This is a genomic window from Novosphingobium sp. (assembly GCF_039595395.1).
Lineage (GTDB): Bacteria > Pseudomonadota > Alphaproteobacteria > Sphingomonadales > Sphingomonadaceae > Novosphingobium.
Genome location: NZ_JBCNLP010000001.1, coordinates 2,544,706 through 2,567,075, shown reverse-complemented (window position 1 = coordinate 2,567,075; position 22,370 = coordinate 2,544,706). Strand labels below are relative to the sequence as shown.

The 22,370-nt window shown below is 64.4% G+C and carries 22 protein-coding genes, 2 tRNA genes and 1 pseudogene; 8 read left to right on the top strand and 17 right to left on the bottom strand.

Annotation, left to right across the window (positions count from 1 at the left end):
• Nucleotides 1–68: 68 nt before the first annotated feature.
• Nucleotides 69–236: a DUF1289 domain-containing protein gene (locus tag ABDW49_RS11945; RefSeq protein WP_343612146.1), complete on the top strand. Its 168-nt coding sequence runs from the start codon at nucleotides 69–71 to the stop codon at nucleotides 234–236.
• Here ABDW49_RS11945 and ABDW49_RS11940 read toward each other — a convergent pair whose 3' ends face one another.
• On the bottom strand, nucleotides 237–422 hold the full coding sequence (locus tag ABDW49_RS11940) for a hypothetical protein (RefSeq protein ID WP_343612144.1): 186 nt from the start codon (nucleotides 420–422) through the stop codon (nucleotides 237–239).
• A gap of 212 nt (nucleotides 423–634) precedes the next feature.
• Here ABDW49_RS11940 and ABDW49_RS11935 point away from each other — a divergent pair, with 212 nt between their 5' ends.
• Nucleotides 635–1,066 carry an NUDIX hydrolase gene (locus ABDW49_RS11935; protein WP_343612142.1) on the top strand — a complete coding sequence of 144 codons (432 nt, stop codon included), beginning with the start codon at nucleotides 635–637 and terminating at the stop codon, nucleotides 1,064–1,066.
• Nucleotides 1,067–1,112: 46 nt separating this feature from the next.
• Here ABDW49_RS11935 and ABDW49_RS11930 read toward each other — a convergent pair whose 3' ends face one another.
• Complete coding sequence (locus ABDW49_RS11930) at nucleotides 1,113–2,891, bottom strand: IlvD/Edd family dehydratase (RefSeq protein WP_343612141.1); 1,779 nt, start codon at nucleotides 2,889–2,891, stop codon at nucleotides 1,113–1,115.
• A gap of 23 nt (nucleotides 2,892–2,914) precedes the next feature.
• Nucleotides 2,915–3,610: a FadR/GntR family transcriptional regulator gene (locus tag ABDW49_RS11925; protein ID WP_343612139.1), complete on the bottom strand. Its 696-nt coding sequence runs from the start codon at nucleotides 3,608–3,610 to the stop codon at nucleotides 2,915–2,917.
• On the opposite strand from ABDW49_RS11925, the gene ABDW49_RS11920 reads away from it, so the two are divergent.
• Both ABDW49_RS11920 and ABDW49_RS11915 read left to right on the top strand, forming a co-directional pair.
• Nucleotides 3,609–3,821, top strand: coding sequence for a hypothetical protein (locus tag ABDW49_RS11920; protein ID WP_343612137.1), 213 nt, complete (start codon nucleotides 3,609–3,611; stop codon nucleotides 3,819–3,821). The genes ABDW49_RS11925 and ABDW49_RS11920 overlap by 2 nt on opposite strands.
• 222 nt (nucleotides 3,822–4,043) lie before the next feature.
• Complete coding sequence (locus tag ABDW49_RS11915) at nucleotides 4,044–5,348, top strand: glycosyl hydrolase family 28 protein (RefSeq protein ID WP_343612135.1); 1,305 nt, start codon at nucleotides 4,044–4,046, stop codon at nucleotides 5,346–5,348.
• A 52-nt stretch (nucleotides 5,349–5,400) separates the two neighbouring features.
• On the opposite strand, the gene ABDW49_RS11910 is transcribed toward ABDW49_RS11915, so the two are convergent.
• From ABDW49_RS11910 to ABDW49_RS11880, 7 genes are all read right to left on the bottom strand, one after another.
• A tRNA-Lys gene (locus ABDW49_RS11910) sits at nucleotides 5,401–5,476 on the bottom strand.
• A 76-nt stretch (nucleotides 5,477–5,552) separates the two neighbouring features.
• A tRNA-Lys gene (locus ABDW49_RS11905) sits at nucleotides 5,553–5,628 on the bottom strand.
• Nucleotides 5,629–5,751: 123 nt separating this feature from the next.
• Nucleotides 5,752–6,876 (bottom strand): rod shape-determining protein RodA, encoded by a 1,125-nt coding sequence (gene rodA, locus ABDW49_RS11900; protein WP_343612134.1) that lies wholly within the window; start codon nucleotides 6,874–6,876, stop codon nucleotides 5,752–5,754.
• Nucleotides 6,873–8,954 (bottom strand): penicillin-binding protein 2, encoded by a 2,082-nt coding sequence (gene mrdA, locus ABDW49_RS11895; RefSeq protein ID WP_343612133.1) that lies wholly within the window; start codon nucleotides 8,952–8,954, stop codon nucleotides 6,873–6,875. Before mrdA ends, rodA begins: the two co-directional genes overlap by 4 nt.
• Nucleotides 8,954–9,490: a rod shape-determining protein MreD gene (gene mreD / locus ABDW49_RS11890; RefSeq protein WP_343612131.1), complete on the bottom strand. Its 537-nt coding sequence runs from the start codon at nucleotides 9,488–9,490 to the stop codon at nucleotides 8,954–8,956. Before mreD ends, mrdA begins: the two co-directional genes overlap by 1 nt.
• Nucleotides 9,487–10,464 carry a rod shape-determining protein MreC gene (mreC, locus tag ABDW49_RS11885; RefSeq protein ID WP_343612129.1) on the bottom strand — a complete coding sequence of 326 codons (978 nt, stop codon included), beginning with the start codon at nucleotides 10,462–10,464 and terminating at the stop codon, nucleotides 9,487–9,489. Before mreC ends, mreD begins: the two co-directional genes overlap by 4 nt.
• 123 nt (nucleotides 10,465–10,587) lie before the next feature.
• Entirely contained in the window at nucleotides 10,588–11,634 is a 1,047-nt protein-coding gene (locus tag ABDW49_RS11880) for a rod shape-determining protein (protein ID WP_343612128.1), read from the bottom strand.
• A gap of 314 nt (nucleotides 11,635–11,948) precedes the next feature.
• On the opposite strand from ABDW49_RS11880, the gene mutL reads away from it, so the two are divergent.
• Together mutL and ABDW49_RS11870 are read left to right on the top strand one after the other, a co-directional pair.
• Nucleotides 11,949–13,778, top strand: a complete 1,830-nt coding sequence (gene mutL / locus ABDW49_RS11875) for a DNA mismatch repair endonuclease MutL (protein WP_343614262.1) — start codon at nucleotides 11,949–11,951, stop codon at nucleotides 13,776–13,778.
• Nucleotides 13,779–13,801: 23 nt separating this feature from the next.
• On the top strand, nucleotides 13,802–14,155 hold the full coding sequence (locus ABDW49_RS11870) for a hypothetical protein (protein WP_343612126.1): 354 nt from the start codon (nucleotides 13,802–13,804) through the stop codon (nucleotides 14,153–14,155).
• A 3-nt stretch (nucleotides 14,156–14,158) separates the two neighbouring features.
• Here ABDW49_RS11870 and ABDW49_RS11865 read toward each other — a convergent pair whose 3' ends face one another.
• The 7 genes and pseudogenes from ABDW49_RS11865 to ABDW49_RS11835 all read right to left on the bottom strand — a co-directional run bounded on the left by ABDW49_RS11865 (nucleotide 14,159) and on the right by ABDW49_RS11835 (nucleotide 19,075).
• The gene (locus ABDW49_RS11865) at nucleotides 14,159–14,614 is read right to left on the bottom strand and encodes a MaoC family dehydratase (RefSeq protein WP_343612125.1); all 456 of its coding nucleotides are present in this window, start codon (nucleotides 14,612–14,614) and stop codon (nucleotides 14,159–14,161) included.
• Complete coding sequence (ychF, locus tag ABDW49_RS11860; RefSeq protein WP_343612123.1) at nucleotides 14,614–15,717, bottom strand: redox-regulated ATPase YchF; 1,104 nt, start codon at nucleotides 15,715–15,717, stop codon at nucleotides 14,614–14,616. Before ychF ends, ABDW49_RS11865 begins: the two co-directional genes overlap by 1 nt.
• Nucleotides 15,717–16,133: a GNAT family acetyltransferase gene (locus ABDW49_RS11855; RefSeq protein WP_343612122.1), complete on the bottom strand. Its 417-nt coding sequence runs from the start codon at nucleotides 16,131–16,133 to the stop codon at nucleotides 15,717–15,719. The genes ychF and ABDW49_RS11855 overlap by 1 nt, the downstream gene beginning before the upstream one ends.
• Entirely contained in the window at nucleotides 16,133–16,699 is a 567-nt protein-coding gene (gene pth, locus ABDW49_RS11850) for an aminoacyl-tRNA hydrolase (RefSeq protein WP_343612120.1), read from the bottom strand. The genes ABDW49_RS11855 and pth overlap by 1 nt, the downstream gene beginning before the upstream one ends.
• A gap of 162 nt (nucleotides 16,700–16,861) precedes the next feature.
• A pseudogene (rplY, locus tag ABDW49_RS11845) lies at nucleotides 16,862–17,149 on the bottom strand (50S ribosomal protein L25); the annotation flags it as partial.
• A 131-nt stretch (nucleotides 17,150–17,280) separates the two neighbouring features.
• On the bottom strand, nucleotides 17,281–18,156 hold the full coding sequence (locus tag ABDW49_RS11840; RefSeq protein ID WP_343612118.1) for a TraB/GumN family protein: 876 nt from the start codon (nucleotides 18,154–18,156) through the stop codon (nucleotides 17,281–17,283).
• Nucleotides 18,146–19,075 (bottom strand): TraB/GumN family protein, encoded by a 930-nt coding sequence (locus ABDW49_RS11835; RefSeq protein ID WP_343612117.1) that lies wholly within the window; start codon nucleotides 19,073–19,075, stop codon nucleotides 18,146–18,148. The genes ABDW49_RS11840 and ABDW49_RS11835 overlap by 11 nt, the downstream gene beginning before the upstream one ends.
• Nucleotides 19,076–19,200: 125 nt before the next feature.
• On the opposite strand from ABDW49_RS11835, the gene ABDW49_RS11830 reads away from it, so the two are divergent.
• Together ABDW49_RS11830 and glyS are read left to right on the top strand one after the other, a co-directional pair.
• Nucleotides 19,201–20,112: a glycine--tRNA ligase subunit alpha gene (locus ABDW49_RS11830; protein WP_206240329.1), complete on the top strand. Its 912-nt coding sequence runs from the start codon at nucleotides 19,201–19,203 to the stop codon at nucleotides 20,110–20,112.
• Nucleotides 20,109–22,328, top strand: a complete 2,220-nt coding sequence (gene glyS, locus ABDW49_RS11825) for a glycine--tRNA ligase subunit beta (RefSeq protein WP_343612115.1) — start codon at nucleotides 20,109–20,111, stop codon at nucleotides 22,326–22,328. Before ABDW49_RS11830 ends, glyS begins: the two co-directional genes overlap by 4 nt.
• Nucleotides 22,329–22,370: the final 42 nt, after the last annotated feature.

Below are 22,370 nucleotides of genomic sequence, written 5' to 3'. Positions count from 1 at the left end.
TTCCGCTTTGGCGGGCGATCCCTGAAAAGAGCCTGCATTGGCCCTCGATATCGGCTAGGGGCCACGCCATGCGATCCCCTTGCGTTGAAAATTGTGTTTTCGATGGCCGCACCGGCTGGTGCCGTGGCTGCGGACGCACCAAGCCCGAATGCCGCCAATGGAAGAAGGCTCAGCCGCATGAGCAGCGCAAGATCAGTGCCGATCTGCCGCGCCGGTTGAAGAAGCTGGCGGGCTGATCAGGAGGGGTCGCGCCGCGCCTTGCTGGCCTTGATCTCGACGGCATGAACGCCGGGTTCCTCTTTCATCCGGGCCACCCCATTGCGGATATCGCGCCGCGAGACACGCATCAGATGCACCGTCGTTTGCGCCACATCATCGCCATCGGGCATGGTGACCAGCCGCTTGATCTGGCCGCCGCGCACGCCAAGGATGCTTTTGACGTCATCGATCTTTCGGCGTGGATCACCACCACGGCGCTGTGCACACGGGCGCGATAAGCCTCCCCCAGCGGGAACATTGGCGGGCGAGTGGGTTTTCGCCCCATGGAAAATCGCCGTTCTTGCGCCAGAAGGGGCGCCGACGGCTTGCGGGGTACCTGTCGAATCCGATAGGACACCCCCATAAACCAAGAGAGATGCAGGGTTTGGCAATGCAATGTGCGGCAATACCTTACCGCAGGGCGCAAAGTGGCGATCTGGAGATCCTGCTGGTGACGTCACGCAGCAAGGGCAACTGGATCCTGCCCAAGGGCAAGGTCAAGCCGGGCAAGACGGCCGCCCTGTCGGCTCAGGAAGAGGTTTATGAGGAAGCAGGGGCGCTGGGCGTGGTCGATCAGGCGCTTGTCGCCCGCTTCGATCTGTCTGTGACCGGCAAGGATGCCGATGCCGTCCGGGAGGAGATGCAGGTCTTCTCGCTGGAGGTCGAGAGTCTGGCGCTGGTCTGGCCGGAGATGTTTCAGCGTCAGCGGCGCTGGGTCAGCGTGCCGGACGCGCTGGAGGCTATCAGGAATGCCCGTATCCGTAGGGCGCTGCGGGACTTTGCCATGATGATGGCGCCGATCATCTGATCGGCAAAAACGGGGGGAGGGGCATGGCCCGCTCCCCCGATCTGTCTTAGTGATTATGACGCGGCGTCTTGGCGGCAAGGCCGCGATATTTGACCGCCATATCCATCACCGCGCCTTCGCCCATCTGGCCGGTCTTCTCGCGGAAGAGTTCTTCCCAGGGCGTGTTGCTGGGTGGCACGGGGGGCAGGCCGTCGCCCTTGCGGCGCTCGATCTCGGCTGCATCGACCAGAGCGTTGCACTCACCCTTGTTGATGTCGATGCGGATGGTGTCGCCGGTGTGCAGCCATGACAGGCCCCCGCCCGCCGCGCTTTCAGGCGAGCAATTGAGGATCGAGGGACTGTCCGAGGTGCCCGACTGGCGGCCGTCGCCCAGCGTGGGCAGCCACTGGATGCCCTTCTGGATCAGGGCGGCGGGAGGCTGCATGTTGACCACCTCGGCGCTGCCCGGCCAGCCCTGGGGGCCCGCGCCGCGCATCACCAGAATGCAGTTCTCGTCGATGTTGAGGGCAGGATCGTCGATGCGGTGGTGGTAATCGTCACCGCCCTCGAAGACCACGGCGCGGGCCTCGAACACGCCTTCGCTGCCGGGGCGCGAGAGATAGCGGTTGCGGAACTCTTCGCTGATGACGCTGGTCTTCATGATGCCGAAGTCGAAGAGATTGCCCGCCAGCACAAGGAAACCGGCCTTTTCCTTCAAGGGCTGGTCGAAGGGACGGATCACCTCGCGGTCGCGCGCGGGGCGCTTGCCGACATTCTCGCCCACCGACTGGCCGGTGACCGACAGGCTCTCGCCATGCAGCTTGCCCGCCTCAAGCAGTTCCCACATCACCGCTGGCACGCCGCCCGCACGGTGGAAACGCTCGCCAAGAAAACGCCCGGCAGGCTGCATGTCGACGATCAGCGGCAGGTCGTAGCCATGCTCGGTCCAGTCGCTGGCCTTGATCTCCACCCCGGCGTGGCGGGCCATGGCGACGATATGGGGCTGGGCATTGCTCGACCCGCCGATGGCGGTGACGACGCGGATAGCGTTGAGGAAGCTCTCGCGCGTCAGGATTTTCGAGGGGCGCAGATCCTCATAGGCCATCTCGACGATGCGCTGGCCGGTGGCATAGGCGATTTGCCCGCGCTCGCGATAGGGGGCCGGAATGGCGGCGCAACCGGGCAGCGAGAGCCCCAACGCCTCGGCGACGGCGTTCATGGTCGAAGCCGTGCCCATCGTGTTGCAATGGCCCGCGGAAGGCGCGGAATCGCAGGCGCGCTGCAGGAATTCTTCCTCATCGATCTCGCCAGCGGCCAGCTTGCGGCGGCTGCGCCAGATCACCGTGCCCGAACCGACCAGATCGCCCTCATGCCAGCCATCGAGCATCGGCCCGCCCGAGAGTACGATGGCGGGAATATCCACCGTGCTGGCGGCCATCACCTGCGACGGCGTGGTCTTGTCGCAGCCGGTGGTCAGCACCACGGCGTCGATGGGGTAACCATAGAGGATTTCGACCAGACCCATATAGGCGAGGTTGCGATCCAGTGCCGCAGTAGGTCGGCGGCAGTTCTCGAAGATCGGGTGGACGGGGAATTCCATGGGAATGCCGCCCGCATCGCGGATGCCGTCGCGCACGCGCTTCGCCAGATCGAGATGGATGCGGTTGCAGGGCGACAGATCGCTGCCCGACTGCGCGATGCCGATGATCGGCTTGCCCGAGCGCAGTTCCTCGGGGGTCACGCCGTAATTCATGAAGCGCTCCAGATAGAGCGCCACCATGTCGGAGCGGGCGGGATCGGCGAACCAGTCGCGTGAGCGGAAATGGCGGGTGGGTCTGTCTGTCATGGCGGGATCCTCTGAGTGGGTGTTCAGGCGATGGGGGTGAGGCGGCGGCGCCCTTGCGAGAGGTGCCACCGCATGGTCAGGGCGGCGCGTTCGCCGTCGCCCAGGCGGATGGCCTCGACGATATCCTCATGCTCCTTGAGCATGGTCTGGATGATCTCGGGCGGGCGGGCGCGGGAAATTTCCACGCCGGCCCGCATGATCTGAAGGGTGGCGGGTTTCAGGGCGTCGAAGGTTTCGACAAAGCCGATGTTGCCCGAGGCGATCATGATGGCGCGATGCAGCGCCAGATCCTCGGCATCGGCGGGGTGGCCCGACAGCAGCGCCTGCTGAAGCGCGGTGAGGCAGGCCGCGATCGCCTGCATATCCTCCACCGAATGGCGGATGGCGGCAAAGCGCGCGGCTTCAGGTTCCAGCACGAAGCGCACCTCATAGGTGCCGAAGGCCGAGGCGATGGCGTCGAAGGGCAGGTGCTGCGCCAGCAGCCGGTCAGGCCGCCGCGTGACATAGGAGCCGGAACCGACGCGGGCCTGCGTCAGCCCATCGGACTGGAGCCGTGCGAGGGCTTCGCGGATGATGGCGCGCGAGACGCCCAGCCTTTCGGTCAACTGGACTTCGGAGGGCAGGCGCTGGCCCACCTGAATGCCTTCGGTGACGATCATTTGCACGATGCCCGCATAGGCATCGTCGGCGAGGCGGCGCGATTTCTGAGGGATGTCCATGATCTATCGCTTCACCATGGCGAGGGTGGTGCCGGTGATTGCGATCGGGTCGGCATTGGTTCCGCGCATCCGGTATCTCTCTGGGGTGAATATCATGGTCCGCTCTTTGACGGGCGGCGGAGTGATCTCATATCTGTCTGACAGAAGTTTGTCCATGCCGTCCTTTGACACGAGATTGGTTGGGTTTGGCGTCAAAAATCCCGATTTTTAATCAAATCTGTCTGATCGATTCTGCGATGGGATTGGCCGTAAGCACTGGCTTGATCAACCAGGAAACCGGTGTCATTCTTTTGCCAATGTGTTCGCGGGCAGCGCCGTGAACGATGGAGAGTTGATGCCTGCCGACCGGCGTTCCTTCCTGTCTGCCTCCGCAGCCGCGTTTATGGCGGCCTCAGGTGCTTCATCACTGCGGGCAGGCGGTCAGACATCGCCCATGCTGCCTGCCCCGCTGCCGATCCTGCGCAGGGGTGTCAGCCTCGATCCGCGCAGCTTTGGCGCCAAGGGGGATGGTCGCGCAAAAGATACATCCGCCGTGCAGCAGGCTCTCGACCGCTGCGCCGTATTGGGTGGTGGAGATGTTGTGCTGGCCGATGGCATCTTCCGTGTCGGCACCCTGCGCATCGGTTCGAACACCACGCTGCGGATCGAACAGGGCGCGGTGCTCAAAGGCTCTGACGATATCGCGGATTATCCGGTCATTCAGGTCCGCTGGGAGGGGCGGTGGGTTTCCGGCCATGCGGCTCTGCTGTGGTCTCAGGAGGCGCGCAATGTGCAACTGACAGGCGGAGGTCGCATCGTGGGCTCAACGGGTTTCGCGGGCCGCATTGCGCCATCCGGGCTGCGTCATCCCGCTTTGATGGAATTTGTCGAGGTCATCGGCCTTGCCGTCAGCGATCTGTCCACCGAGCAGGGGGACATGTGGTCGATCCACCCGGTTTATTGTCAGGACGTCCGCTTCTCGCGGCTCGCCGTCCGGGGCGGGGCCGATGGCATCGATGTGGATTCCTGCCGCCGCGTTCTGATCGAGGACTGCCGCTTCGACACCGCGGACGACTGCATCTCGCTGAAATCCGGCAGAGGCATGGAGGGCGCCACCATCGCCCGCCCCGCCGAGGATGTGACGATCCGCGATTGCAGCTTCAGCGACCGGCGCTGGGCCTGCATCGGCATTGGCAGCGAGACCAGCGGCGGCATCCGCAATGTGCTGATCGAACGCTGCCGTTTCCTCAACGCCTATACGTTCAGCATCTACATCAAGAGCCGACCGGGGCGCGGCGCCTTTATCGAGAACATCACCATGCGCGATCTGGAGGTCGCGGAGGCTGGGCAGGGTTTTCTACGTTTGAACTTTCTCGACAGCGGTAAGCAGGACCAATTCCCGGTGTCCGGCATCGAAGGCATACCGCGCGTCGGCGGTTTTACCTTCGAGCGGGTGGCGGTCCGCAATGTGCCTGTTCTGGTCGATGCGGTGAACATCCATCCCGACAAGCCCCTGACCGGCTTCACGCTGCGCGACATTCATGGGGCAAGCAGGCGCGGCATCGCCCTGGCCAATATGCAGGGCGTGGTGCTGGAGGGCATCCATGTCGATGTGAAATCCGGCCCGATGCTGACGGTGACCGATGTGACCGGAAGCGGCTTGGAAGGTGCGGCCAAAGGCATCCCAGTGCAGCGTCCGCCTCATGTCGAGGCATCAGCGCCATTTCGACTGGGGGAGGGATTGGCGCCGCCCAACTGAAGGGCTTGGCTCCCGCGATGGGGGCTTTTTCCGGCAATGTCATGGGAAAGGATGGTGGACGCACTAGGGCTCGAACCTAGGACCCGCTGATTAAGAGTCAGCTGCTCTACCAACTGAGCTATGCGTCCACACCTTGGCATATCCGATGGACATGCGCCTGAGCCGGATGGTATTCCCTCAGCCCGAAGGCAAAGAGAGAAGCGATGGTGGACGCACTAGGGCTCGAACCTAGGACCCGCTGATTAAGAGTCAGCTGCTCTACCAACTGAGCTATGCGTCCATTCCGTCGCTTGGAAGAAGGCGTTTCTGCCTGTCTCCCCGGCTGGGAGACGCCCCTTTAACGGCTGAAATTTTCCCTGCAAGTGATTCGTGCAGAAAAATGCACTCACGGCAGAAAAATGTTTCAGTTCAACGTGCCCCCCACGCGGCTCCACTTCTCGATGGCCATCAGCACGCCCACGCAGAGCATGTTGGTCATCATCGAGGAGCCGCCATGGCTCATGAAGGGCAGGGGGATGCCCACCACGGGGGCCAGGCCCATCACCATCATCATGTTGATCGCGACATAGAAGAACATGGTGGCGGTCATCCCGGCAGCGAGCAGCTGGGAAAAACGATCAGGCGCGCGGCGCGCCACACCCATGCCCCAGCGGAACAGGACGATGAAAAAGATAAACAGCACGAAGAGGCCGCCGGCCATGCCCCATTCCTCGCTCATCGTGGCGAAGATGAAGTCGGTGTGTTTTTCGGGGAGGTACTCCAGATGGCTCTGCGAGCCATTGCCGAAGCCCTTGCCGAAAAAGCCGCCCGAACCGATGGCGATCTTCGACTGGGTGATGTGATAGCCCGAGCCGAGCATGTCGCTCTCCGGGTCCATGAACACCAGCACGCGCTTGCGCTGATAATCATGCAGCGCGAAGAAGAAGGCCAGCGGGGCGACCACGGCCCCGGTGGCGCCTCCCGCCACGAACCACCAGATGGGCACGCCCGACATGAAGATCACCACCACGGCGCCGAAACAGATCGCCAGCGCGGTGCCCAGATCGGGCTGCAGGATCACCAGCGCGGCAGGCACCGCCAGCAGCATGCCCGGCGGCACCAGAGCGCGCCATGTACGGATCATCGAGGGGGGCAGATTGGCATAGAAATGCGCCATCACCAGCACGATGGCCGGTTTCATCAGTTCCGAGGGCTGCAGGTTCATAAAGCCGATGTTGAGCCAGCGCTGCGACCCGCCCCCGATCTTGCCCACGGCCTCCACCAGCACCAGCATCACCACCAGTGCCGTATAGGCCGGATAGGCAGCCTGCCTCAGCCGATCACGCGACAGGCGCGAGACCACGATGGCGAGGCCAGCAAAGACCACGAAATGGATGAAATGGATCAGCGCCCATGGGCCCAGCCTGCCACCGGCCGCCGAATAGAGCACTGCCGAGCCGAACAGCGTCAGCAGGCCCAGCGCGCCCAGCACCTGCCAGGGCAGGCGGCGCAGCGGTTCGGGGATGATCGAACGGCTGGGGCTGCTCATGGCTGGCCTGCGGGTTTGACGGGTGCGGGGGCCGGTGCGGGCGCGGCGACAGGCGGCGGCGGGGCTTCACCAGCCGGTTCGGGCGCCGGGCTGGCCGCATCGGACTGGATCGGCTGCGGAGGCTGGGCGTTTTCGGCAGTGCCTTCCACGGCGCTTTCCACCGCCTGATCGCTGTTGTCGACCTGAGGCGCCGAAACGCCATATTGCGCGGCATAGCTGCGATATTTGGCGGCCATGCGTTCCTGAGGCGTGCCACCCCAGCCCTTTTCCAGCGGCGCCAGCACATCCATGCCCTTCTGCTTGTCGAAGAGATAGGTCATGATGTCGCGCGCCACCGGGAAGGCTGCGTGCGAGCTGCCGCCATGCTCCATCAGCACCGCGCAGGCATATTTCGGATTGTCGAAAGGCGCGAAGCAGATGAAATGGCCGTGGTCGCGGTGCTTCCACGCGCCGATCTTGCCGTTGCCGCCGTTCATGTTGAGGCCAACGACCTGCGCCGTGCCGGTCTTGCCCGCCATCTGGATGTTGGGGAAGGGCAGACGCGCTTCCTTTGCCGAACCGCGCCCGTTCACCACCTCGAACATGCCCGAACGGATCACGTCGAGATGCTCCTTGGGCACGCCGAAGGGCTCGCTGGCGCGGATCGGATCATTGGCCATCAGGCGCGGGAACACGATGTTGCCGCTGGCGATGCGACTGGCCGCCACCGCCTGCTGCAAGGGGTTCACCAGCATATAGCCCTGGCCGATGGTGGCGTTCACCGTGTCATAGATGGCCCAGGGCTTCTTGTACTTCTTCTCCTTCCAGGCCGGATCGGGCACGGTGCCGAAGGACTGGTTGGGGAAGGGCAGATCGAACTTGCCGCCATAGCCCATGCGGTGCATCATCCGGGCGATGTTATCCATGCCGATCTTCTGCGCGAAATAATAGAAATAGACGTCGCAGGACTGATAGATGCCCTTCCACATGTTGGTGGGGCCATGGCCATGGTGCTGCCAGCAGTGGAACACGCGGTTGCCCACCTGAAGCCCGCCATTGCAGTTGACGGACTCATTGGGGTCCAGCCCCGCCTCCAGGAAGGAGAGGGCGACTGTGGGCTTCACCGTCGATCCAGGCGGGAACAGGCCGTGCAGGATCTTGTTGCGCAGCGGCACATGATCGTCATCGGCCAGCATCTTCCATTCCAGGCGCCCCACGCCATCGGTGAAGCTGTTGGGATCGAAGCTGGGCATCGAGACGAAGGCCAGAATGTCGCCGGTATGGACATCCATCACCACCACGGCGCCGCTGTCGGTGCCAAGGCGCCGGGCGGCATAGTCCTGAACGCCCGCGTCGATGGTGAGATGGATCGGCTTGCCCGGAATATCCTCGCGCGTGTCGAGGTCGCGCACGATCTTGCCGCCTGCGGTCACTTCCGAGCGGCGGGCGCCCGGTGTGCCGCGCAATTCGGCGTCGTAACGCTTTTCGAGGCCATCCTTGCCGATCTTGAAGCCCGGCGTGATCAGCAGCGGATTATGCTCCTTGGCGTAATCCTCGGCATTGGCGGCGCCGACATAGCCCACCAGATGGCCCACGCAGGGCCCGCCGGGATAGAAGCGCGAGAAGCTGCGCTGCGGGATGATGCCGGGCAGATCGGGCTGGCGCACCGACACCGCCGCATAGAGATCGGCGGAAAGGTGCTCGCCCGCCGCCACAGGCTGAAAGCCGCGCGCCTTCTCCAGCTTGTCCTTGATGTCCTGCAGGTCGATGGGCGTCAGTTGCAGGATATGCGCCAGTTCCTCGAGCGTCTTGTCCTTGTCGATCAGGCGATCGGGGATGATGTCGACGCGGAAATCGGCGCGGTTGCTGGCGATGGGCTGGCCGTTGCGGTCGAGAATCCAGCCCCGGCGCGGCGGGATCAGCGAGAGATTGACGCGGTTGCTCTCGCTCATCATCTGATAGCGGGCGTTTTCGAACAGCGCCAGATAGCCCAGACGCGTCGCCAGAGCGACACCGATGCCGCCCTGAAGCGTGCCCAGAATGATGCTGCGCCGGTCGAAGGAATTGCGCAGTGTGGCAGGGGTAATATGCTTGGGCATCAGGCGGTCACGCGATAACGCCGCAGGCGCCAGCGGTCGATGGCCGCCACAGTACGCCCGACGAGGGGATAGACAAGGATCGACAGGCCGATTTGCGGCGCGACCACGACTGGCAGCACCGCACCGCCGCCGGCATTGGCAATGCCGAGGCCAAGCAGGATGTAGATGGCGATCATCACGGCCGCCACCAGCCATTCGGTGAGGAAATTACGCCAGGGAAAGCGCGCCTCGATCACATCGAGCGCCAGCATGGTGGCCGACCACAAGGTGATCGCGCTGCCCATGGGCTGGCCGCTGACCATATCGTCGAACAGACCCAGCAAGGCGCCGCACCATACCGGCAGCAGGCCGGGGCGCAACTGGCGCCAGGCCAGCAGCATCAGATAGCCGAAGGGCGGCATCACCGGCGCCGAGGCGATCACCGGCCACAGTGGCAGGCAGGAGGCGAGCATGATCGCCACCCATGGCGTGGCATAGGCCAGCCACGGCATCGAAACGGCGACCAGCTTTGGTTTCTTCGCGCGAGCAGGCATCATGGATGATGCTTTTCACCCGCCGCGCCCGGCTTGCCGGTCTTGGTGCCATTCGACGCCTTGGGGTGTGCCTTGGGCTTCTTGGGCGGCGGAGGGGGCACATCGGGGGCGGGCGGCGGCAGGGTCGGGTCGGAGGTCGGCTCCCAGGCGGGTTGCACCGCGACCATCTCGCTGGCGGCCGGATCGCTCAAGGGACGGGCGATGGCGCCATCATGCGTCAGCGTGACGACCATGGCCATCGGCGTGCCTGGCCAATAGAGCCCGCCCGCGCCCGAGGTGACAAAAACATCGCCCTTCTTGAGCGGATTGAGCCCCAGCGACAGCAGGCGGACCTGAAGCGTGCCGTCGCCCTTGCCGTTGATGAAGGCGGGGGTGCCGTCGCTGGCGCGGCGCACGGGGACGGTGCTTTCGGTGTCGGTGACCAGCAGGATGCGCGCGGCGCCATGGCCGACTTCGAGCACGCGGCCCACCAGCCCCTGAGCGGTGCGCACCGGCATGCCGGGCTGGACGCCCTGGGCGCTGCCCGCCGAAATCGTCGCATAGCGGCGCGTGGAAGAGGCGCTCGAGGCGATCAGCCAGGCGTTGGCCAAAGGCTGGGGCGTGTCGCTCAGCAGGTGGAGCTGGTCTTTCAGGCGGCGGTTTTCATCCACCATGGCCTGGGCTTCGATGGCACGGGTGCGCGCCAGAGCGACTTCGCGGCGCAGACGGGCGTTTTCAGCGCCAGAGGTCAGAAAGCCACCCGCGACATCCAGCACGCTGCCCGCACCCGCGCGGGTCTGCGCGCCGATCCGCGCTGCCGGTGCTTCCACATCGGCAGCCAGCATATGCATCCAGCCGAAGGCCGAATGCCCGAACACCGAACTGGCCAGCACCGCCCCGCCGCCCAGCACACCCAACACGCCGGCGACATAGGCCGCGAATGTGCTGTATTGCGCCTTGCGCGAATAGCTGGTGCGCCGGTTGACTGGCGGCGCCATGGCGGATCCCATTCCTTGCTTATCGGCCCGGCGCGCAACATTACGCCGGGCGGGGGTCTTTCAAAACCTGTCTTGCCCGCCACCGCAAGAGCGGCGGGCGATCAACACGGCAGTCTGTGCCGATCAGGCGTTCATCAGCACGCCGCGATAGATCGGGTCTTCCATCGCGCGGCCGGTGCCAAGCGCGACGCAGGACAGCGGATCTTCGGCGATCGAGACGGGCAGGCCGGTCTCTTCGCGCAGATATTCGTCCAGACCCTTGATCAGCGCGCCGCCGCCCGTCAGCATGATGCCCTGATCGACGATGTCGGCCGCCAGCTCGGGCTGGGTGTTTTCCAGAGCGATGCGCACGCCCTCGACGATCTGGCCGATGGGTTCGGCCAGCGCCTCGGCGATGTTCGCCTGGCTGATGGTGATTTCCTTGGGCACGCCATTGACCAGATCGCGACCCTTGAGGTTGATCGTCTCACCCACGCCGTCGGCGGGCACGCGGGCAATGCCGTAATCCTTCTTGATGCGTTCCGCCGTGGCTTCGCCGATCAGCAGATTGTGATGGCGGCGCACATAGGAGACGATGGCCTCGTCCATCTTGTCGCCACCCACGCGCACGCTGGTGGTGTAGGCCAGCCCGCGCAGCGAGAGCACCGCGACCTCGGTCGTGCCGCCGCCGATGTCGACCACCATCGAGCCGACCGGCTCGGTGACGGGCATGTCGGCGCCGATGGCGGCGGCCATGGGCTCCAGGATCAGATAGACCGCGCTGGCGCCGGCATTGCTGGCGGCGTCGCGAATCGCGCGGCGTTCCACGCTGGTGCTGCCCGAGGGGACGCAGATCACGATCTCGGGATAGTTGAGCAGGCTGCGCTTGCCATGCACCTTGCGGATGAAATGCTTGATCATTTCTTCGGCGATTTCGATGTCGGCGATCACGCCGTCACGCATCGGGCGGATGGCCTCGATGTTGTCGGGGGTCTTGCCCATCATCATCTTGGCATCGTCACCCACGGCTTTCACCGATTTGACGCCGTTGATGGTTTCAATGGCCACCACGCTGGGTTCGTTAAGAACGATGCCCCGATCCTGGACATAGACCAGCGTATTCGCTGTGCCGAGGTCGATGGCCATGTTTTGCGAACCGAACTTGAAGAATCGCTGAAGGATGGACGGCATTGAAAAATCCGTGAAATTGTCGGTTCTTTCCCAAGAAGGGCGGGGCGGAACCGGCAGAGCGTTGCGGGTGATCGCGGCTCCTTAGCGCAAGCGGCGCAAAAGGGGAAAAAATTTGTTCATGCAGGTGCGAAATGATGCACCACTCTGGCGCATTCGAAAACCGCTTCATCGCCGTTGGAGCACGAGCCGGGCTAGGGCGTTATCGCACTGCGGCATCAGAGGTTTTCGACCATGTCTCGGGGGCGATGGTGGAAAGCTGATTTTGCAGCCGTGCCCTTCGCGACGCAATCGACTATAGAGGCGCGATGTCTGCCATGCCCGTCATTCGCCGCCTGCCCGATACGCTGGTCAACCGCATTGCCGCCGGCGAGGTGGTGGAGCGCCCCGCCTCGGCCCTGAAAGAGCTGGTGGAGAACGCCATCGACGCCGGATCGCGCCAGATCACCATCGCGCTAACGCAGGGCGGTCTGGATGGCATTCAGGTGACCGACGACGGCTGCGGCATGACCAGCGACGATATGGCGCTGGCGCTGGAGCGCCATGCCACCTCCAAGCTGCCGGATGAGGCGATCGAGCTGGTCGCCACCCTTGGTTTCCGGGGCGAGGCCTTGCCCTCCATCGCCTCGGTGGCGCGGCTGACGGTGGAAAGCCGGGTGCGCGGCAGCAGCGAGGGCTGGCGCCGGGTGGTCGATCATGGCGCGGTGACGGACGAAGGGCCTGCCGCTTTGCCGCCGGGCACGCGCATCCGGGTCGAGGATCTGTTCGGCAAGATCCCGGCGCGGCGCAAGTTTCTGCGCAGCCCCCGCAGCGAATATGCCGCCTGCCTCGATGTGGTGAAGCGTCTGGCCATGGCGCGCCCCGATGTGGGCTTCGTGCTGGAACATGACGGACGCCGCGTGCTGGCGGTGCAGCCGGGCGAAACCGCGCCTCAGCGCGTGGCGCGCATTGTGGCGCGCGAACTGGCCGACGATGGCGTGGTGATCGATCTGGAACGCGGCGATGTTCGGTTAACGGGCGTCGCTGGCCTACCCACCTTTAACCGGGGGGTGGCGGATCATCAGTATCTCTTTGTCAATGGCCGCCCGGTGCGCGACAAGCTGCTGGTGGGCGCGGTGCGCGGCGCCTATGCCGATATGCTGGCGCGCGATCGCCATGCGGTGCTGGCGCTGTTCCTCGATGTGCCGCCGCCCGATGTCGATGTGAACGTCCATCCCGCGAAGACCGAGGTGCGCTTCCGCGATCCGGCCTTTGTGCGCGGCTTTATCGTCTCGGGCCTTCGCCATGCGCTGGAGGGCGCCGGGCAAAAATCGGCCCAGACCCCCGCCGCGCCCGCGATGGCCAGTTGGCAAGTGGAGCCGATTGCTCCGGTGCAGCCCCGCTTGGAAAGCCTGTTTGCCCGGCAGTATGCGCCGACGCCCGGTTTCACCCCGCCCGCCAACCGGGTGAGCGAGGCCGGGGCGGCATGGCGCGGCTATGAGGCGCAGGTGATGGCGCCGCCCGCTCAGCCTGCGCTGATGGGCCGTGCCGAAGTCGCCGAGGCGCCGGTTCCCCAAGCTGTGGAGCATCCGCTGGGGGTGGCGCGTGGTCAGGTGGCCGAAACCTATATCATCGCCGAGGCCAGTGACGGCCTGGTGATCGTCGACCAGCATGCCGCGCATGAGCGTATCGTGCTGGAGCGTCTGCGCGCGGGCGGGGCGGGAGACAAGGTCTCGGCGGCGCAGGCCCTGCTGATCCCCGAGGTCGTCGAGTTGGAAGAGGTCGATTGCGACCGTCTTGAGGAAGCCGCCGATGTGCTGGCGGGTTTCGGTCTGGCGCTGGAGCGTTTCGGTCCGACCGCGATGCTGGTGCGTTCCGTGCCTGCGGCTCTGGGCAAGGGCAATGTGCAGGCGCTGGTGCGCGATGTGGCCGACGATCTGGCCGCCAATGGCGCGGCGCTGCTGTTGGAAGAGCGGCTCGATCTGGTGCTCGCGACGATGGCCTGCCATGGCAGCGTGCGCGCGGGCCGCGTGCTCAATGTGGCCGAGATGAACGCCCTGCTGCGCGAGATGGAGGTGACCCCAAGGTCAGGCCAGTGCAACCATGGCCGCCCCACATGGGTGAAGCTGGCCCATGGCGATATCGAGAAGCTGTTCGGGCGGAAATAGAAGCTTCATGGCGGGGTTTGTGGATGGCTGCTTCAAACAACCCTTATGCGCAGTTCGATGAGGCAATCGAGGCCTGCGTTCGTTCCCAAGGCTCTGTCTTGTTTCGGGAATGGGCAAACAAGCCTGCGCGCTTTTTCTACCTGCCCGGAGATCCGCCCTTCGAATGCTTTCAGATCAATATCACTCTGATCCGCGATGGCGGCATTGCCGTGCTGGCGCGGGCAATTGATACGAATGACGATACAGAAGATAAGATGGAGTGGTGTGGGCAGGGGGAATCCGAGGACTTGCCCAGAATGCTGACAGCTGCTGTTGATGTGATTGGACTTTGGAAAAGGCGATTGCGCAAGCAGCCTGATCCGCCATCGCCTTGGTGATGGTCAGGGTTCCCGCACCGCCACCATCCCCGTTGCGATATAGGTCATCACCACCTCGCCATGCTGGTTGCGCACGGCGAAATGCTGGTCGAGCAAGCCCATTTCGGGGCGCGACTTGCTGCGGCGCTTGGCCTTGACCTCGATTTCCATGGTCAGCGTGTCGCCGGGATAGACGGGCTTCACCCAGCGCAACTGGTCAAGCCCCGCGCCACCCATGCTGGCATAGCCGACATCGGCGAAAAACTTCGCCATCATCGCCATCGACATGGCGCCCGTATGCCAGCCACTGGCGGCGAGGCGGCCAAAATGGCTCTTGGCCGCCGCCTCGTCGTCCAGATGGAAAGGCTGGGGGTCGTATTTCGAGGCGAAGTCGATGACCTCCTCGCGGCGCACCTCATAGTGGCCGAAGCGGTCGATCCGGCCGACCTCGATGTCCTCGTAAAAGACCCCCTGTGTCATCAGACGTTGAACTTGAAGTGCAGGACGTCGCCGTCCTTCACCACATAGTCCTTGCCTTCCTGGCGCAGCTTGCCCGCTTCGCGCGCGGCGCTTTCGCCGCCCAGCGCGACGTAATCGTCATAGGCGATGGTTTCGGCACGGATATAGCCGCGCTCGAAATCGGTGTGGATGGCGCCGGCGGCTTGCGGGCCCTTGGCGCCCTTGTGGACAGTCCAGGCGCGGGCTTCCTTGGGGCCGACGGTGAAGAAGGTCAGCAGGCCCAGCAGGTCGTAACCGGCGCGGATGATGCGGGCGAGGCCCGTTTCCTTCAGGCCCAGTTCGCCCAGGAATTCGGTGCGCTCTTCAGCATCCATGCCGACCAGATCGGCCTCGATGGCGGCCGAGACGATGACGGCGGTGGCGCCTTCGGCCTTGGCCTTGGCGAAGACCTTCTCGGAGAAGGCGTTGCCGGTGGCGGCGCTTTCTTCCTCGACGTTGCAGACATAGAGCACCGGCTTGGCGGTGAGCAGCTGGGCCTGGGCGAAGACGCGGGCCTCATCCTCATCCTTGGGCTCGGTGAGGCGGGCGGGCTTGCCCTCGCGCAGCAGTTCCAGCGCCTGACCCAGCACAGAGGCGACGATCTTGGCCTCCTTGTCGCCGCCGGTGGTGGCGCGCTTCTGGGCGGCGGGAACGCGCTTCTCCAGCGATTCCAGATCGGAGAGCATCAGTTCGACCTCGACCGTCTCGGCGTCCGAGATCGGGTCGACGCGGTTGTCGACATGCTGGATGTCGTCATTCTCGAAGCAGCGCAGCACATGGACGATGGCGTCCACCTCGCGGATGTTGCCCAGGAACTGGTTGCCCAGGCCTTCGCCCTTCGACGCGCCGCGCACCAGACCGGCAATGTCCACGAAGGACAGCTGGGTGGGGATGATCTTCTGGCTGCTGGCGATCTCGGCCAGCTTGTCCAGACGCGGATCGGGCACGCCGACCTGGCCGACATTCGGCTCGATGGTGCAGAAGGGATAGTTCGCCGCCTGCGCCGCCTGCGTCTCGGTCAGCGCGTTGAACAGGGTGGATTTGCCGACATTGGGCAGACCCACGATACCGCATTTGAAACCCATTATACGTCCTTCCTGAGCCACCGGGCGTAGACCGCCACAGGCTGCTTTTCCCAGCCGAGATGTTCATACAGCCCGGCGGCTTCATTTCCTTCGCGCACCATCAGCTCCACTTTGGGGCAGCCGAGTTGCGCGAGCCAATCCTGTGCCGTTTCCAGCAATTTTGCCGCGATGCCTTCCCCGCGCCGATCAGGCAAGGTGGCAAGATAATAAATCCAGCCGCGATGCCCTTCAAACCCTGCCATCACCGTGCCGACCAGCGTCTCGCCATCATGGGCGAGCCAAATCGTACTGGTGGCATTGCCCAAAGCCAGCGCGATATCGGCGTGAGGATCGTTCCATGGCCGCGTCAGCTCGCAGGTCTGCCACAGGGCGGCAATCGCCGGGCTGTCCTGCAAAAGGGCTTCGCGCAGATCCATCAGGCCAGCCGCAGCGAAACGTCGTTCATAAAACGAACGTCATCACCCTTGGCCAGCCATTCGGCCTCCGAGGCGATGGCGCCCAGCATATCGGCCAGATCGTCGATCTCCGCCTTGGCGTAATTTCCCAGCACATAGCCATGGACGCGGTCCTTGTGGCCGGGATGGCCGATGCCCAGCCTGATCCGGCGGAACTCGGGCCCCATATGCTGGTCGATCGAGCGCAGGCCATTGTGCCCGGCATGGCCGCCGCCGCGCTTTACCTTCACCTTCATGGGCGGCAGGTCCAGCTCGTCATGGAAGACGGTGAGGGCGGAGGCGTCCAGCTTGAAGAAGCGCATCGCCTCGGCCACGGCGCGGCCGCTCTCATTCATGAAGGTGGCGGGTTTGAGCAGGATCACGCGTTCGGAGCCGATGCGGCCATCCTGCACCCAGCCCTGAAACTTCTTCTGCACCGGGCCGAAACGATGGGTGTCGGCGATCACGTCGCAGGCCATGAAGCCGACATTGTGCCGGTTCATCTTGTATTGGTCGCCGGGGTTACCCAGCCCAACCCACAGTTGCATGGCTAAAATCCGTTGGTCAAAACGCCGGGAGCGAAGCGCCCCAGACAAACGCCGGAAGCGAAGCGTCCCAAACAAACGAAAGGCGGGAAAGACAAGGCGCTATGGCCGTCTTTCCCGCCTTTGTCATGCATCCCTTCGCAGGGATGCCCACGCAGCTTAAGCGCGCAGGAAGTCCGCGTGCAGCGGGCGGTCGCTCACCGGGTGGAAAGCGACGTCCTTCGGGGTCGTCTTGATGGTCTGGCCATCGACAACGATCTCGATCGCCGAATCAAAGAACTTGCCGGTGTTCAGCTGGCGCACCAGTTCCTTGGCTTCGACGTGGACGGCCAGGGGCTCGGCCCCGCCACCATAAACAACCACGGGCACACGACCTTCACGACGCAGGCTGCGGCTGGCTCCCTTGCCAGTCTTCGCACGCGTCTCGGCCGGCAGGGTCAGCGTATCGCTCATAACACTTGCCTTTCGAAAGAATGATAGACTTTAACACTCCCGCCACGCCTCCAGGGATGACCATGACGGGAAGCGGGCGCCCCTAGCGGCAAATGCGGGAAAAGGCAAGCGCCAGAGGGCTTCGACGCGCGCTATTCCACCCGCGTGACGCGATAGCCTTTGGCCGCCAGCAGGGCGGGCAGCCCATCGGGCCCGGCCATATGGGCGGCGCCGACGGCCACGAAGGGCTTTTGCCCACGCGCCATGGCAGAGGTGATGGCGGTTTGCCAGGCATGGTTGCGGCCCAGATACAGCTGGTTGCGCAGCACCGGATCGGCCAGCATGCCGGATGACGTCTGCGCCCCGATCCAGCCCATATCGCCGCGCCGCCATGCTTCTTCCAGCGCCTTGGTGTCTTCCGGTGCTTTGGGCGCGCTCTCGATCACGCTGGCCAGCATGGTGCGTTGGGCGTTCTCGGGCAGGCTGTCGAACAGGCTGAGTTGCTTTTGCGCGCCTTCGAACTCGCTGACAGGCAGGTGGTTGGACGAAAGCAGGGCGCGGTCCACGCCATTGGCGGCATCCTCGGCATCGCCCTGAGCGGCATGGCCCAGCAGCAAAGCGGCGGCCCATGTCTCGGTATCGCTGAAACTGTCAGGTTTCAAACCGGCCTTGCCTAGCAACTGGTTCAGGGCAGGGCGGAGATTGTCAGGCACCCTGCCGTCGATCGGCGGCTGGCCGGGGGAATGGGCGAGGCGGTTGTAGATGGCCCGCGTTGCCCCGTCATTGTTGAGGTCGGCGATCTCCACCATCAGCAGGTTGGCCTGCCCCAGCGCCGCCTCCACGCGCGTTGTGCGCCATGCGACAGGGCGGGGCAGGGCGTGGATCGTACCGAACAGCCATGCCTGCTGTCCGTTGGGGCCCTCCACATGCCACAACGCCGGATTGGCCGGATCGGTGCGCGAGCAAGCCCCCGCCAGCAGCGCCAGCGCCAGACCAACAGCATTCCGCCAGAACGGCTTACTGGACACGCGTCACCTTGATGCCCATCGCGGCGAGCTGATCCTGCACACTGCCCTTGCCCGCCAGATGGCCCGCGCCCACCGCCAGCAGCACCGTGCCCGGCTTGGCCAGCCGCGCCCTGATCCAGCGCGCCCAGGCCTTGTTGCGGTCGATCAGCAGCAGCTTGAGCAGCACCGGATCGCTCTCATCCTCATTCATCAGCCGGGCCAGCTCGTCGGCGTGACCGGCCTTCCACTCGTTGATCATCTTGGCGAGTTCATCGGGGATCTTGTCGGCATCTTTCAGGACTTCATCCAGATAGCGGATCTGGGCATCCTCCGGCAGCTTGTTGAACAGGCCAAGCTGATATTCGGGCGTTTCGAGTGCCTCATGCGGCTTGCCCGCATCCTTGAAACGGCCCGAGAGTGTCACATCCACGCCATTGGTGGGATCATAGCCCGCCTTCATCAGCGGCAGGGTGGAGAGCGCCACCGCCGCATACCAGGGGCGAAAGGCATCGAAGGCGGCGGGCCGCAGGCCATCGGCGGCCAGCACCTTTTCCAGCTTGTCCTTGCTTTTGGGCGAAAGCTTGCCGCGCAGTGTCTGGCCCTGAGGCATCATGGCCGTCTGCATCACCACGCTGCGCATGGCCGCCGGGTCCTTGTCGAGGATCTCGGTCACCAGCGTGTCGGCATGCTCGGTGATGTCGGCCACCTTGCCGTCCATCCAGGGCACATCCTTGGGCAGGGCATGGACCGTGCCGAAGAGATAGATCACGCTCTTGCCGCGCTGCACGCGCCACAGGGCCGGACGCACCAGCGCAGGCACCGCCACCTGCCGCTTGGGCTGAGGCGTGGGCAGGCGCTGGGTCTCGGCCTGAGCGAACGGTGCCACCAGGGCGGTCAGCAGGGCCAGCAGGGCGAAGATCGGGCGCAGGAGCAAGTTCATGACTGCAAGCGTATAATGGCGATTTCGCTTCTGTCGATTGCCCGGCATGGTTGATCTTTGGATAATATCCGCAAGCTTGCGCGTGTCTTGACCGGCGCGGGCGCTTGCGTCAAAGGCCTAGCCCCATGAGCGCGCAACATTCCGGCACACAACCACTCAGTTTTCAGGACATGATCCTGACCCTCCACAATTTCTGGAGCGCACAGGGCTGCCTGATCCTGCAGCCCTATGACATGCGCGTGGGCGCGGGTACGTTTCACCCCGCCACCACCTTGCGCGCTCTGGGCCCGGAGCCGTGGAAGGCTGCCTATGTGCAGCCCAGTCGTCGCCCGACGGATGGCCGCTATGGCGAAAACCCCAACCGGTTGCAGCACTATTACCAGTATCAGGTGATCCTGAAGCCCTCGCCGGAAAACCTGCAGGAGCTGTATCTGCAGTCGCTGGCCGCCATCGGGGTCGATCCGCTGGCGCATGACATCCGCTTTGTGGAAGACGACTGGGAAAGCCCCACGCTGGGCGCCTGGGGTCTGGGCTGGGAAGTGTGGTGCGACGGCATGGAGGTGACGCAGTTTACCTATTTCCAGCAGATGGGCGGCTTCGATTGCAAGCCCGTCGCGGGCGAGCTGACCTATGGTCTGGAGCGTCTGGCGATGTACATTCAGGGCGTGGACCGCGTGTACGACCTGCGCTTCAACAATGATGGCGTCAGCTATGGCGACGTCTTCCTGAAGAATGAGCAGGAGATGTCGAAGTACAACTTCGAGATCGCCGACACGGATTCGCTCTTCAAGGGCTTCGCCGCCGCCGAGGCTGAAGCGAAGCGCTGCATCGAGGCCGATATTCCGCTGGCCGCCTATGATCAGGCGATCGAGGCCTCGCATCTCTTCAATCTGTTGCAGGCGCGCGGCGTGATCTCCGTGCAGGAGCGCGCCAGCTATATGGGCCGGGTGCGCGATCTGGCCAAGGGCGCCTGCCAGGCATGGATCGAGAAGAATGAGGCCGCATGGGCCGAGAAATTTCCGGGGTGGAGCAAGTGAGCACGTTTCTTCTCGAACTGCGCAGCGAGGAAATCCCGGCGCGCATGCAGGCCGGCGCCCGTGCCGAACTGGAAAAGCTGTTCCGTGGCGCCTTGAGCGCTGCCGGTGTGTCGGTGGGTTCGCTGACGGTGTGGTCGACGCCGCGCCGTCTGGCGCTGATCGCGCGCGACCTGCCCGTGGCCACCGAAGCCGTCAGCGAAGAGGTAAAGGGGCCGAAAACCTCCGCGCCTGAACAGGCGTTGGCAGGCTTTCTGCGCAAGACGGGTTTGACCAAGGAGCAACTGACCGAGCGTGACGGCGTGTACTTCGCCATCACCGAAAAGCCGGGCCGCGCCACCGCCGATGTGCTGGCCGAGGCCATTCCCGCCATCGTGCGCGGGTTCTCTTGGCCCAAGTCGCAGCGCTGGGGCGCCGCCTCGCTGTCGCCCGAGAGCCTGCGCTGGGTACGCCCATTGCAGGCGATCATCGCGCTGCTCGATGGCGCCGTGGTGGAGTGCGAAGTCGGCGGCATCGTCGCCGGGTGCGAGACCATGGGGCATCGCTTCCATTCGCATGGCGCCATCGCCATCGAGAGTGCCGAGACCTATGCCGATCAGCTGCGCGCCGCGCATGTGCTGGTCGATCATGAGGAGCGCCAAGGCATCGTGCGCAGCGGCGCGGCCAAGGTTGCCGCCGATGCTGGCCTGACGCTGGTCGAGGACGAAGGGCTGGTCGTGGAGAACGCGGGCCTCACCGAATGGCCGGTGCCGCTGCTGGGCCGCTTCGACGAGGCCTTCCTCGAAGTGCCGCCCGAGACGATCCAGCTCACCGCCCGCGTCAACCAGAAGTACTTCATCTGCCGCGACGCCGATGGCAAGCTGGCTGACGCTTTCGTCTGCACCGCCAACATCGCGGCGAGCGACGGCGGCGAGGGCATCGTGGCGGGCAACCGCAAGGTGCTGGCTGCGCGCCTGTCGGATGCGCGCTTCTTCTGGCAGCAGGACCGCAAGGTGCCGCTGGCGGAGCAGGCTAAAAAGCTGGAGCGCATCACCTTCCACGAAAAGCTGGGCACCGTGGCCGACAAGGTCGCGCGCGTCGCCAAGCTGGCCGAATGGCTGGCGGCGGAAGGGATTGTGCCGGGCGCCGATCCGGTGCTGGCGCGTCAGGCGGCGGCACTGTGCAAGGCGGATCTGGTCACCGAAATGGTGGGCGAGTTCCCCGAGCTTCAGGGCCTGATGGGCGGCTATTACGCCCGCGCCGAAGGTTTGGGCGATGTGGTGGCCGATGCCATCCGCGATCATTACAAGCCTGTCGGGCAGGGCGACGATGTGCCCACCGCACGAGAGGCCGTGTGTATAGCGCTAGCGGACAAGTTCGATACACTGTTTGGCTTTTTCATCATCAATGAAAAGCCTACAGGATCGAAAGATCCTTTTGCGTTGAGGCGTGCTGCGTTGGCCATCGTCCGCCTCATTGCCTCCGCCGACGCGAAGTTTCGTTTGGAAGAAGCATTTTGGTTTTGGCTTCAGGCGGCCATTTCCCGAGCGAAGGCTGTGAAGCAAGGTTCTGGGTGGCAGCCGTGGCTTGAAGAATTGCTTCATAAGCCGTCGCCGATGCCAGTGCAGGACGAAAGCCATATCGTCGATAGTGATGATTACACTCGATTGAAAATCCGAGTGGGTTATGCGTCGCCCCGAGTTTTGGAGCGGCTGCTTGCAACTTTTGAAGACCTCCTCACCTTCTTCGCCGACCGCCTCAAGGTCCAGCAGAAGGAAGCGGGCGTCCGCCACGATCTGATCGACGCCGTCTTCGCCCTTGGCGGAGAGGACGATCTGGTCCGCCTGCTCGCCCGCGTCCATGCGCTGCAGGCCTTTGTCGCCAGCGAGGATGGCATCAACCTGCTCGCCGGTTACAAGCGCGCCGCCAACATCCTCAAGGCCGAGGAGAAGAAGGGCTGGGACAAGGACGCCACCAACCCCGCCCCCGATGCCGATGAAAAGGCGCTGATCGAAGCCCTCTCCGCCGCCGGCCCCAAAGCCGCCAGCGCTGTTGAGGCCGAGGACTTCACCGGCGCCATGGCGGCACTGGCCACCCTGCGCGCGCCCATCGACGCCTTCTTCGACACGGTGACGGTCAACGATGCCGATCCGGCCAAACGGTCGGCACGCCTCGCCTTGCTTGACGCCTTCCGGGGCGCGGTCCACAAGGTCGCCGATTTCTCGCGGATCGAAGGCTGACCCTCGGCGCGAGCCTCTTTCCCATGCCTCCCTTCACCGGGC

Coding starts and splice junctions, on each gene's coding strand:
- ABDW49_RS11945 (WP_343612146.1), top strand. CDS start 69: ATGCGATCCCCTTGCGTTGAAAATTGTGTTTTCGATGGCCGCACCGGC.
- ABDW49_RS11865 (WP_343612125.1), bottom strand. CDS start 14,614: ATGACACAGGGGGTCTTTTACGAGGACATCGAGGTCGGCCGGATCGAC.
- mreD (WP_343612131.1), bottom strand. CDS start 9,490: ATGATGCCTGCTCGCGCGAAGAAACCAAAGCTGGTCGCCGTTTCGATG.
- mrdA (WP_343612133.1), bottom strand. CDS start 8,954: ATGCCCAAGCATATTACCCCTGCCACACTGCGCAATTCCTTCGACCGG.
- mutL (WP_343614262.1), top strand. CDS start 11,949: ATGCCCGTCATTCGCCGCCTGCCCGATACGCTGGTCAACCGCATTGCC.
- ychF (WP_343612123.1), bottom strand. CDS start 15,717: ATGGGTTTCAAATGCGGTATCGTGGGTCTGCCCAATGTCGGCAAATCC.
- mreC (WP_343612129.1), bottom strand. CDS start 10,464: ATGGCGCCGCCAGTCAACCGGCGCACCAGCTATTCGCGCAAGGCGCAA.
- pth (WP_343612120.1), bottom strand. CDS start 16,699: ATGCAACTGTGGGTTGGGCTGGGTAACCCCGGCGACCAATACAAGATG.
- ABDW49_RS11835 (WP_343612117.1), bottom strand. CDS start 19,075: ATGAACTTGCTCCTGCGCCCGATCTTCGCCCTGCTGGCCCTGCTGACC.
- ABDW49_RS11830 (WP_206240329.1), top strand. CDS start 19,201: ATGAGCGCGCAACATTCCGGCACACAACCACTCAGTTTTCAGGACATG.
- rodA (WP_343612134.1), bottom strand. CDS start 6,876: ATGAGCAGCCCCAGCCGTTCGATCATCCCCGAACCGCTGCGCCGCCTG.
- ABDW49_RS11925 (WP_343612139.1), bottom strand. CDS start 3,610: ATGGACATCCCTCAGAAATCGCGCCGCCTCGCCGACGATGCCTATGCG.
- ABDW49_RS11870 (WP_343612126.1), top strand. CDS start 13,802: ATGGCTGCTTCAAACAACCCTTATGCGCAGTTCGATGAGGCAATCGAG.
- ABDW49_RS11915 (WP_343612135.1), top strand. CDS start 4,044: ATGCTGCCTGCCCCGCTGCCGATCCTGCGCAGGGGTGTCAGCCTCGAT.
- ABDW49_RS11920 (WP_343612137.1), top strand. CDS start 3,609: ATGATCTATCGCTTCACCATGGCGAGGGTGGTGCCGGTGATTGCGATC.
- ABDW49_RS11930 (WP_343612141.1), bottom strand. CDS start 2,891: ATGACAGACAGACCCACCCGCCATTTCCGCTCACGCGACTGGTTCGCC.
- ABDW49_RS11935 (WP_343612142.1), top strand. CDS start 635: ATGCAGGGTTTGGCAATGCAATGTGCGGCAATACCTTACCGCAGGGCG.
- ABDW49_RS11855 (WP_343612122.1), bottom strand. CDS start 16,133: ATGGATCTGCGCGAAGCCCTTTTGCAGGACAGCCCGGCGATTGCCGCC.
- ABDW49_RS11880 (WP_343612128.1), bottom strand. CDS start 11,634: ATGCCGTCCATCCTTCAGCGATTCTTCAAGTTCGGTTCGCAAAACATG.